The sequence below is a fragment of the Rhizobacter sp. P2_D12 genome (genome assembly GCF_056404395.1).
On the sequence record NZ_JBFUEB010000249.1, the window covers coordinates 1 to 2,296 of the forward strand.

Sequence of the window (2,296 nt, forward strand, 5' to 3'; positions counted from 1 at the left end):
GGCGTCGGAAGAGCAGTCGTCGGGGGTGAGCCAGATCAACGCGGCGGTGAGCCAGCTGAGCCAGACGACGCAGCAGAACGCGTCGAGCTCGGAGGAACTGGCGGCCACCTCGGAAGAGATGAGCAGCCAGGCCGAGCAGCTGCAGCAGACCATGTCGTTCTTCAAGCTGTCGGCGCAGGCCGGCACGCCGGTCGCGAGGGCCTCGGGCACGCCGCCCAGCCGGCCGGCCGCGTCGCGCGGCGCCAAGCCGGCCAAGCGCGCCGGCGGTGGCAGCGGCGGCTTCAACCTGGCGGGCGGCATGGCCTTCGCCGGCGCGGGTGAAGGCCCGGACGAGTCGCAGTTTTCGCGCTTCTGAACGCCCCTGGCCCTTCGAACATTCCCGAAGCAAGGAACCCTGCGATGAACGCACTGGTCCAGACCCATCGCGCGCCGGCCCACGCCGCCGCGCAAGCCGCTGCTGCCGAGCCGGCGCAGTACCTGACCTTCATGCTGGCCGGCGAGATGTTCGCGATCGGCATCCTGGCCATCAAGGAAATCATCGAGTACCACAGCCTGACCGAGGTGCCGATGATGCCGGACTGCGTGCGCGGCGTGATCAACCTGCGCGGTGCGGTGGTGCCGGTGATGGACCTGCTCGCGCGCTTCGGCCGCGCGCCGAGCCCGGTCACCAAGCGCACCTGCATCGTGATCGTCGAGGTCGAGAGCGACGGCGAGCGCCAGGTGATCGGCGTCGTCGTCGACGCCGTCAGCGAGGTGCTGGACATCGCCCTCGCCGACATCGAGCCCGCGCCGGCCTTCGGCGCGCGCATCCGCACCGATTTCATCCACGGCATGGGCAAGGTGCGCGGCAAGTTCGTGATCCTGCTCAACGTCGACCACGTGCTGTCGCTCGGCGACCTGGGCACGCTGGCCGAAGCCTCCGAATCCCTCTAGGAAGACATTGACATGAACTGGTTCCTGCGCATGAAGCTGGCCCACAAGCTGCTGCTGAGCTTCCTGCTGTGCTCGGTGCTGACGGCCCTCGTCGGCGGCTACAGCCTGACCCGCCTGAGTCAACTCGGCGCGATGATCCACACGACCTACGTCGACAACGTGCTGCCGCTGCAGGACCTGGCCGAGGCCGAGGCACGGCTGACCGCGCATTCGCGCTCGTACGTGCGGCTGCCGGCCATGAAGGACCCGGCCGAGCTGAAGGAAACGATCAGGCGCGCCGCGACGCACCTGGACAAGTTCCACGTCGCGCTGAAGGCCTACCGTGCCACCACCCTGAGCGCCAAGGAACAGGCCCTGATGAAGGACCTGGACGAGCAACTGCCCGTCTACCTGGCGCAGAACGAGAAGGTCGCGCAGTTGGCGCTGGAAGGCAAGTTCGACCAGGCCTCCGACCAGAGCAACGGCCCGGCGCGCAAGGCGATTTCCGACATCGAGGCCACGATGGCCAAGGTGATCGAGGAGCTGGCGAGCCAGACCAAGGCCACCAACGAAGACGCCGAGAAGACGGTGTCGCAGACCTGGACGCTGATGCTGGCGCTGATCGGCATCTCGGTCGCGCTGGCGATCGGCCTCGGGCTGATGGTGACGCGCGTGATCTCGCGCCAGCTGGGCGGTGAACCCGACCATGCGGCGGCCCTGCTGCACAAGGTGGCGGCCGGCGACCTGTCGTCCGAGATCGCGCTGCGCCAGGGCGACGACAGCAGCATGCTGTTCGCGGTGAAGCAGATGGTGGCGCGCCTGAAGCAGGTGATCGAGGGCCAGCGCCACGTGGTGGCCGCGGCCAACCGCGGCGACTTCGGCGCGCGCGTCGAGCTCGACGGCCTGCAGGGCTTCCAGAAGGAGATGGGCGAGGGCCTGAACGCGCTGGTCACGACCACCGGCGACAGCATCGGCGACGTGGTGCAGGTGATGGGCGCGGTGTCCGAGGGCGACCTGACGCGCACCATCGAACGCGACTACGAAGGCGCCTTCGGCGAGATGAAGGAATACGTCAACAACACTGTGGCCAGGCTGTCGCAGGTGGTGACCGAGGTGAACAGCGGTGCCGAGGCGCTGGCGGGGGCATCGGAAGAGGTGAGCGCGACGGCGCAGTCGCTATCGCAGGCGTCGAGCGAGCAGGCGGCCGGGGTCGAGGAGACGAGCGCGTCGATCGAGCAGATGACGGCGTCGATCTCGCAGAACACCGAGAACGCGAAGGTGACCGACGGGATGGCCACGAAGGCGGCCAGCGAGGCCAGCGAAGGCGGCGAGGCGGTGAGGGCGACGGTGGCGGCGATGAAGCAGATCGCGCAGAAGATCGGGA

At 68.4% G+C, this 2,296-nt stretch carries 2 protein-coding genes and 1 pseudogene; all 3 read left to right on the plus strand.

Annotation, left to right across the window (positions count from 1 at the left end; all coding sequences use genetic code 11):
- A pseudogene (locus AC1DYN_RS32140) lies at positions 1 to 355 on the plus strand (methyl-accepting chemotaxis protein); the annotation flags it as partial.
- A gap of 44 nt (positions 356 to 399) precedes the next feature.
- Entirely contained in the window at positions 400 to 933 is a 534-nt protein-coding gene (locus AC1DYN_RS32145) for a chemotaxis protein CheW (RefSeq protein WP_477966791.1), read from the plus strand.
- 12 nt (positions 934 to 945) lie between these two features.
- On the plus strand, positions 946 to 2,296 hold a 1,351-nt coding region (locus AC1DYN_RS32150; protein WP_477966792.1), incomplete at its 3' end, for a HAMP domain-containing methyl-accepting chemotaxis protein.

Coding starts and splice junctions, on each gene's coding strand:
- AC1DYN_RS32145 (WP_477966791.1), top strand. CDS start 400: ATGAACGCACTGGTCCAGACCCATCGCGCGCCGGCCCACGCCGCCGCG.